At 76.2% G+C, this 7086-nt stretch carries 7 protein-coding genes; 4 read left to right on the forward strand and 3 right to left on the reverse strand.

The genetic code is table 11. The features are described 5' to 3' along the window. The 4 genes from B7P34_RS34230 to B7P34_RS34245 all read left to right on the forward strand — a co-directional run. Positions 1–682 (forward strand): hypothetical protein (locus B7P34_RS34230; protein WP_223268535.1); only part of this gene is annotated, 682 nt, incomplete at its 5' end. Next, positions 679–2196, forward strand: coding sequence for an NADH-quinone oxidoreductase subunit NuoF family protein (locus B7P34_RS34235; RefSeq protein WP_223268536.1), 1518 nt, complete (start codon positions 679–681; stop codon positions 2194–2196). The genes B7P34_RS34230 and B7P34_RS34235, both read left to right, overlap by 4 nt. Positions 2197–2320: 124 nt before the next feature. Next, positions 2321–3334 carry an SCO0930 family lipoprotein gene (locus B7P34_RS34240; RefSeq protein WP_106682052.1) on the forward strand — a complete coding sequence of 338 codons (1014 nt, stop codon included), beginning with the start codon at positions 2321–2323 and terminating at the stop codon, positions 3332–3334. 140 nt (positions 3335–3474) lie between these two features. Further along, a complete protein-coding gene (locus B7P34_RS34245; RefSeq protein ID WP_106682053.1) occupies positions 3475–3831 on the forward strand; it encodes a peptidase inhibitor family I36 protein in 357 nt (118 codons plus the stop codon). A 72-nt stretch (positions 3832–3903) separates the two neighbouring features. Here B7P34_RS34245 and B7P34_RS34250 read toward each other — a convergent pair whose 3' ends face one another. The 3 genes from B7P34_RS34250 to B7P34_RS34260 form a co-directional block, all read right to left on the reverse strand. Next, on the reverse strand, positions 3904–4989 hold the full coding sequence (locus B7P34_RS34250) for a polyprenyl synthetase family protein (RefSeq protein ID WP_106682054.1): 1086 nt from the start codon (positions 4987–4989) through the stop codon (positions 3904–3906). A 220-nt stretch (positions 4990–5209) separates the two neighbouring features. Continuing rightward, a complete protein-coding gene (locus tag B7P34_RS34255; RefSeq protein ID WP_106682055.1) occupies positions 5210–5707 on the reverse strand; it encodes a flavin reductase family protein in 498 nt (165 codons plus the stop codon). Further along, a complete protein-coding gene (locus B7P34_RS34260) occupies positions 5704–6714 on the reverse strand; it encodes a D-2-hydroxyacid dehydrogenase family protein (RefSeq protein ID WP_106682056.1) in 1011 nt (336 codons plus the stop codon). The genes B7P34_RS34255 and B7P34_RS34260 overlap by 4 nt, the downstream gene beginning before the upstream one ends. Positions 6715–7086: the final 372 nt, after the last annotated feature.

The following is a 7086-nucleotide window of genomic DNA, read 5'->3' on the forward strand; positions in this document are numbered from 1 at the left end:
CGCCGGGGGCCGGGCCGGCAGGGCGCGGGGCCGGCCGCAGCTGCGGCCCTCGGCCCGCCCGGCCCTGCCCGCGGCGATCCTGCTGCTCCTCGCCGTCGCCGCACAGGCCGGCGTGGCCGAACGGACACAGGAGTTCCTCGACTTCGGCGCGGGAGTGCTCGCGCTCGTCTCGCTCACCTCCACGGTGCTGTGGGGTCTGGCCGCAACCGGCCGGCGGCTGCTGGGCCCGGCCCACCGCCTCCTCGCCCAGGGCGTGCACCGCGGGCTGGCCGTGGCCGGGCTCGGCTTTCTCGCCCTGCACATCTGGGTCAAGGTTGCCGAGGACCGTACCAGCCCGGCGGCCGCGGCCGTTCCGTTCGCCGACAACGGGCAACCGTTCCTGATCGGCCTGGGCACGATGGCGGGTTACCTCTTCGTCGCGGTCGCCGTCAGCGGGGCGTTCCGCAGCGCGTTCAGCGGCGTCGGCGGCTCGCGCCGCTGGCGGGCCCTGCACATGGCGGCCTACCCGGCCTGGGGCGCGGCCCTGGTGCATGGCCTGCACGCGGGCCGGCCCGCGGCCGGCTGGGCCACGGCGGCGTACGCGCTGTGCCTGGCGGGAGTGGCCGCCGCCCTGACCCTGCGCCTGCGCGCACGGCTGCGCGAGGAACGCGCGGAGCGCACCGGCCCCGGGGGGCAGGCGTGAACCGCACCGCACCCGCGCCCGTGCCCTCGCTCGCCACCGTCGGTCCGCCGCGGCTGCTCGCGGGGCTGGACGAGACGGCGTGGATGGACCGCGAGGCCCACCTGGCCGCGCACGGCCCCGCCCCCGGCCCGGACGCGGAGGAACTCGCCTCCCTCGCCGAGGACATCGGGCTGCGCGGCCGGGGCGGCGCGGGCTTCCTGTTCGCCCGCAAGCTGCGCGCCGTCGCCGCGGCCCAGCGGCGCAAGGGCTCCTCCGCGGCCGTCGTCGTCAACGGCAGCGAGGGCGAGCCCGGCTGCCTCAAGGACACGGCCCTGCTGCTCTACGCCCCCCACCTCGTTCTCGACGGCGCGCTCATGGCCGCGCAGGCCCTCGGCGCCGACCGCGTGGCCGTCGGGGTGACCCGGCCCGACGTCGAGCGGTCGGTGCGCCGCGCGCTCGCCGAACGCGGGCCGGAGCCCGGGCCGCGGGCCGACGTGACCCTGCTGCCCGAGCGCTTCGTCACCGGCGAGAGCTCCGCGCTCGTCCGCGGCATCGACGGCGGCCCGGCCCTGCCGTCCGGGCGCAGGGTCCGCACGAGCGAGAGCGGGCTCGGCGGCGCGCCCACCCTGCTCTCCAACACCGAGACGTTCGCCCAGCTCGCCGCGGCGGCGCGGCTCGGGGCCACGGGCTACGGCGCGTGCGGGCTGCCCACCGAGCCCGGCACCGTGATGCTGACCGTGGCCGGCACCCACGTCGTGGAGACCCCGACCGGCGTGCCCCTGACGTACATCCTCGACCTGTGCGGGACCGCACCGGGCCAGGGCGTGCTGGTCGGCGGCTACCACGGCAGCTGGCTGCCGCCCGAGGCGGCCCGCGCGGCCACGGTCTCCCGCGACTCGCTCGCCGCGGCCGGCGGCGTCCTCGGAGCCGGCGCGGTGCTGCCGCTGCCCGAGACGACCTGCCCCGTGGGCGAGGTCGTGCGGATGGCCCGGTGGCTGGCGGCGCAGTCGGCCGGGCAGTGCGGGCCGTGCGCCCTCGGCCTGCCCTCCCTCGCGGACGCGCTCGCCGAGGCGGCGGACGGCGGCGGGCAGCGCGCCCTGGACGCCGCACGCGCCCGGATGTCGGCGGTCGAGCAGCGCGGCGCGTGCGGGCACCCCGACGGCAGCGCCCGCTTCGTGGCGTCCGCCCTCGCGGTCTTCGCCGACGAGTTCGCGGCCCACGCCCTCGGGCACGGCTGCGCCCGCCCGGTGCTCGGCGCCCTGCCGCTGCCCGAGGGGGACCTGCTGCACACCGCCGTGTCCGGGGCCCGTACGGAGTCCTCCGCACAGGCCCCGGCCGAACAGCTGCTGGTGGACTGGACGCTGTGCCGTGGGCACGGCCTGTGCGCGGACCTGCTCCCCGGGCTGCTGCGGCTCGGCGCGGACGGCTATCCCGAACGCGCCGTCATGCCCCTGCCCGCACGGATGCGCGGACGGGCCCTGCGAGCGGTGCGGCGCTGCCCCGCCCTCGCCCTGCGCATCGCGGCCGCCGGCTGAACGCCTGCTGCCGGTTTCTGTCACCGGATGACAAGTTTCCGGCCCCGCTGAGCGTACGGCGGGCCGGCCCCGTATCTCCCCTGCAACGGCGGACCACCGCCGGCACACGAGCAAAGGACGGTTCATGAACAAGCTGCGTCACGCCTCCCTCGCGGGAACGGCGATCACGGTCATGGTGCTCACGGCGGCCTGCGGCGGCAGCGGCTCGTCCGCGAAGGACGACTACGGCAAGGCCCCGGCCGGGAGCTCCTCGAAGATCGGCGAGGGGTACGGGGCCGGCCCGGCCGGCGCCTACGGCTCCGGCGGCTCCTCGCAAACGCAGGCCAAGAACGCCCCTGCCAAGGAAATGACGGTGCGTGAGGCGCCGGGGATCGGCTCCGTCGTCGCGGACAGCGCCGGCATGACCCTCTACCGCTTCGACAAGGACACGGCGCAGCCGCCCGCCTCCATGTGCGACGGCGACTGCGCGAAGGCCTGGCCCCCCGTGCCCGCCGGCGACGCGACCGCCGCGTCCGGGATCGGGGCGGCGGTCGGGGAGGTCCAGCGCTCCGACGGCACCAAGCAGCTCACCCTCGCGGGGTGGCCCGTCTACCGCTACGCCAAGGACACCGCGCCCGGCGACACCAAGGGGCAGGGCGTCGGCGGCACGTGGAGCGCGTTCGCTCCCGACGGCAAGAAGGCCGGCGGCGGCAAGGACGGTGACAAAGGCGACGGCAAGGGAGGCGGCAAACAGGCCGGGCCGCAGGACGGGAAGCCGGACGCACAGGCCCCCGCCGGCGTCTCGGTGGCGGACAACCCCGCCCTCGGCAAGATCGTCGTCGACGGGAAGGGCCGCACGCTGTACCGGTTCGGCAAGGACAGCGCCTGGCCCATGAAGTTCGCCTGCACGGGCACGTGCCTGGACACGTGGAAGCCCGCGGAGCCCGTCGAGAAGAGCGCCGTGCGCGGGGTGCCCGACAAGCTGATCAGCACGGTCACGCGGCCGGACGGCACGAAGCAGCTGGCGGTCGACTGCTGGCCGGTGTACTGGTTCACGGGCGACAAGAAGCCCGGCGACACCGCGGGCCAGGGCAAGCAGGGGCTGTGGTTCGCGGTGAACGACCAGGGCAAGAAGGTCACCTCGGCACCGCAGGGCTGACCGGCGCGGGGCGTCCCCGGGGCGGCGGACACGTGTGTGCTCCTTACGGGTGCGCCGCCGGGGAGGTCGCGCCCGTACCCCGCTCCGCGCGCAGGACGCTCTCTCCGTAACCCGCCCCACGCACATCCCCGGAGGAAGAAATGATCGCGTCCCGCGTCCGTGCGTCCCTCGTTCTCGCAGCCGCGGCGGCCCTGTGCCTGCCCTGCGCGCCGCCGGCCTCCGCCGCCGCGGCCCCCGCGTGCCCGGGAGGGTCGGTCTGCTTCTACAGCGCCGAGAACTTCGGCGGCAAGGCCTGGGAGTGGACCGCCAACAGCGGCTACCGCGACCTGCCGCCGGCGCTCCACGACCACGTCGGCTCGTTCGTCTCCTCCACCGACGCCTGCTTCATGGGCTACGAGCCCAGCGAGAAGCGCGTGACCCACAACGGCGACTGGCGTTCCGCCTACCTCCGGGACTTCGGCGGCAGGATGGACGGGGTCGGCCCGGGCAAGTGCTGAGCGCGGCCGGCGCCCCGGCCACGGGCGCACCGGCGTAGGCCATGCCGCCGTACGGACCGCGCGTCCACCCGGTCACGCGGTCCGTACGGCGGCCTGCCGGGCCAGTCCGCGCAGCGCCGTGCGCGCGGCGGGCGGGAACGCGTCGTGGTCGAGGGCCTGTTCGGCCTGGGCGCAGCGGGACTGGATGAGCTGCTCGACGGTCGCGGGGGCGCCGGTCTCGGCGAGCAGGCGGCGGATGCGGTCGGCGCCCCTCTCGTCCAGGTCGGGGTTGCCGAGCAGGGTGTGCAGGACCCGCCGCTGGGCGCGGTCGGCGCGTTCGAGGGCCAGGGCGACGAGGGTGGTGTGCTTGCCGTCCCTCAGGTCGTCCAGGCGGGACTTGCCGGTGACGGCCGGGTCTCCGTAGACGCCGAGGAGGTCGTCGCGGAGCTGGAAGGCGTCGCCGAGGGGCAGCGCGTAGTCGCTGAGCAGGGCGCGGAAGGCCGGGCCGGCGCCGGCGAGGGCGGCGCCGATGTGCAGGGGCCGCTCCACCGTGTACTTGGCGGTCTTGCAGCGGACGATCGCGAGCGCGTGGGCGGTGCTCGCGGTGGGCCGGCCGGTGGCCAGCAGGTCGAGGCACTGGCCGTACATCACCTCGGTGCGCATCGTGTCGATCAGCGGGAGGACGCGCGCGAGGCGGCCCGGGCGCAGCCCGGCGGTGTGCAGGAGCTCGTCGGACCAGACGAGGGCGACGTCGCCGATGAGGATGGCGGCACTGCTGCCGAGCCGGTCGGCGGAGGCCCTGCTGCGTCCGGCGCGGTGGCGGTCGGCGAAGGCCCGGTGCACGGTGGGCCGCCCGCGGCGGGTCGCCGAATCGTCCATGAGGTCGTCGTGGATGAGGGCGAACGCGTGGAACATCTCCAGCGAGGCCGCCACCCTCACGGTGGGGGCGGGGATGCCGTGGCCGCCCGCCGCATGCCAGCCGATGACGCACAGCAGGGGCCGCAGGCGTTTGCCGCCGGAGAAGAGGAAGTTCCGGAGGAACGCGGTGACCACGGCCGGATGGCTGTCCGCGGCGGCCTCGCGGGCCTTCGCCTCCAGGAAAGCGGACAGCACGACGTCGACCCGGCCCCGAACGGCGGACAGGTCCAGGGACGTGGTCGCGAGATCAGGGGTCGACATGAGGCGGTCCCCTCCGGTGTCGCGTCCCAGCGCGAATATACCGCCGGGCGGGCCCGGTTCATCAGCAGCGCTCGCGGAGCGAACGGAGCACCGCGCGCCGGTCGTACCTACGGGGAGGTCCCGGGGTGCGCCCCCGGGACCTCCCGTGGCGCCCCGCCGGTGATGCCCGCCTGCAGTGCTCCCTGCAGCACTCCCCGCAGTGCCCGCCTATGACGTGGTGTCAGGGCCGTGCGGGCGCGGTGGAGGCGACGGCGCGCAGGGCGCCCCGCAGGTGGACCAGGCCGTCGCCGGGCTCGCCGGGCTCCGCGTGCTCGACGGCGGCCACGACCAGGTGGTGGTCGCCGGCGCGGATCACGTCGCGGCGCGAGCAGACGAGCCGCGCCCGGCAGCCCTCCAGGAGCGGTACGTGGTGGGGGCCTCCGGTCCAGCGCGTGGGCGGCGCGAACCGGTCGGTCCCCCGCGCGGCGAACCGTTCCGCCAGGTCGGTCTGGCCGGCGCCCAGGACGTGGACGCCGAACCAGCGCGCGTCCTTGATCCGCGCCCAGGTGGACGAGGAGTCGGCGAACGCGAAGGAGACCAGGGCCGGCTCGGCGCTGAGCGAGGTGAAGGAGGTGATGGTCATCCCGGCCGGCCCGGCCGGGGTGGGCGCCGTGACCACCGCCACGCCCGACGCGTGGGCCCGGAGCACCGAGCGCAGGGTGGCCGCGTCGACGGTCACTGCCCGGCCCCGGTCCGGGCGAGGTCCGCGCGGGCCGGCCCGGCGTGCCCGCCGAGGAACCGGACCGGCGATCCCGCGAGGTACGCCCGGATGTCCTCGACGGCCTGGCCGTAGTACGTCGCGTAGTTGGCGCGGGAGACGTAGCCGAGGTGCGGGGTCGCGAGGAGGCGCGGCGAGGTGCGCATCGGGTGGTCCACGGGCAGTGGCTCGATGTCGAACACGTCGACGCCCGCGCCCGCGATGGCCCCGGTATGCAGGGCCGCGACGAGCGCGTCCTGGTCGACGATCGCGGCCCGCGAGGTGTTGATCAGGTAGCTGGTGGGCTTCATCAGGCCGAGCTCCGCCGCGCCGACGAGACCGCGGGTCCGCTCGCTCAGCGCGAGGTGCACGGACACGAAGTCGCTGGTCTCCAGGAGCTCCTCCTTCGACGCCGCGAGGCCGACGCCGACCTCGTCGGCGCGCTCCCGGGTGAGGTTCCGGCTCCAGGCCACCACGTCCATGCCGAACGCGAGGCCCACCTGCGCGACCCGCCCCCCGATCTTCCCGAGGCCGAGCAGGCCGAGGCGGCGGCCGTGCAGGTCGGCGCCGACGGTGGACTGCCAGGGGCCGCCCAGGCGCAGGGCGGTGGCCTCGGGCACGATGCCGCGGGCGAGGCCGAGCAGCAGCGCCCATGTCAGCTCGGCGGGCGGGGTGGAGGAGCTGGCCGTGCCGCACACGGTGACGCCGTGCCGCTCGGCGGCGGCGTAGTCGATGACGGAGTTGCGCATCCCGGACGCGACGAGCAGCTTCAGCCGGGGCAGCCGGGCGAACAACGACGCCGGGAAGGCCACGCGCTCGCGGAGGGTCACGGCGATGTCGAAGTCGGCGAGGGCGGCGGCGAGGGCGTCCTCGGTGCCGAAGTGACCGGGGAAGGAGACGACGTCGACGTCATCGGCGACGGGCGACCAGTCGGCGGCGGTGGCGGCGACGGACTGGAAGTCGTCGAGCACGGCGCAGCGGAGTTTCATGTCAGCACTTTCCCTCGAGGTGTGGATGGCGGTCACGTGTCGGAGCCGGTGAGGCTCGGCAGCCGGGCGGCCCGGGTCGTGCCGGGTGCCGGTCGGGCTTCACAGCCGGGCGGCCCGGTCGCGTCGGATGCCGGTCGGAGCTCCGTAGCCGGGCGGCCCTGTCACGCCGGTGCCGGACGGGGCTTCGCGGCCGGGCGCCCACGTCGTGCCGGCCGGGTCCGCGGGAAGGCGGGCGGCCTTCGGACGTCCGGATCATCCGGCTGCGGGCGGGGCGTCGAGCCGGGCGCGTCGACCCGGGGCTCCGGGCAGCCGGCCGTGTCGCGCGCAGGGACCGGTCCCGGACGGTGCCACGCCCGCCTTCTCCCCGGCGCG

This window comes from Streptosporangium nondiastaticum, from assembly GCF_003011965.1.
GTDB classification, from domain to species: domain Bacteria; phylum Actinomycetota; class Actinomycetes; order Streptomycetales; family Streptomycetaceae; genus Streptomyces; species Streptomyces nondiastaticus.